The sequence below is a fragment of the Microbulbifer mangrovi genome (assembly GCF_002009015.1).
Lineage (GTDB): Bacteria > Pseudomonadota > Gammaproteobacteria > Pseudomonadales > Cellvibrionaceae > Microbulbifer > Microbulbifer mangrovi.
The window spans coordinates 1-826 of the sequence record NZ_LZDE01000089.1; the positions used below are offsets into that span (position 1 = coordinate 1).

The window sequence follows — 826 nt, forward strand, 5'->3', positions numbered from 1 at the left end:
ATTGTGGATACCTGGTGGCAGACGGAAACCGGTGCTCACCTGATTACCCCGCTACCCGGTGCCATCGATCTCAAGCCAGGTTCCGCTACCTTCCCATTCTTCGGAGTACAACCGGCGCTGCTGGACGAGAAGGGGCAGGAAATCGACGGCGAAGGCGAGGGCGCACTGGTAATGAAGGCCAGCTGGCCGAGCATGATCCGCAGTGTGTTTGGCGACCACCAGCGCATGATCGACACCTATTTCTCCACCTTCCCGGGTTACTACTTCACCGGCGACGGCGCGCGCCGCGATGCCGATGGGTACTACTGGATTACCGGGCGTATCGACGATGTGCTCAATGTCTCCGGCCACCGCCTCGGTACCGCCGAGATCGAAAGTGCAATTGTGTTGCACGAGGACACCGCCGAGGCTGCTGTGGTGGGTTACCCGCACGATATCAAGGGGCAGGGTATTTACTGCTACGTCACCCTGAAAAACGGTCGCGAGCCCTCCGAGGAGTTGCGCAAGGAGCTGATCGACCTGTGTGTACAGGAGATTGGCCCCATCGCCAAACTCGATATCATCCAGTGGGCCCCGGGCCTGCCGAAGACCCGCTCCGGAAAAATCATGCGTCGTATCCTGCGCAAGATTGCCTGTAACGAGCTGGATTCGCTCGGCGATACTTCTACGCTCGCCGATCCTTCTGTTGTCGAAGAGCTCGTCGACCACCGGGCTAATAAGTAAGCTCTGCACTCCGCTGTCAATGGGATCTCTGTTCCGGGCTTGATAGCGGAAAAGCACTGGGGACGGGTTTTCAGGATCGGGCTAGGCGCCCCCCTGTGAACCC

General features: G+C 59.3%; 1 protein-coding gene. It reads left to right on the plus strand.

Translation table 11 applies throughout. The features are described 5' to 3' along the window. A partial coding sequence (locus B4U49_RS00400; protein WP_143735430.1) for an AMP-binding enzyme occupies positions 1-723 on the plus strand: 723 nt, incomplete at its 5' end. Positions 724-826 lie beyond the last annotated feature (103 nt).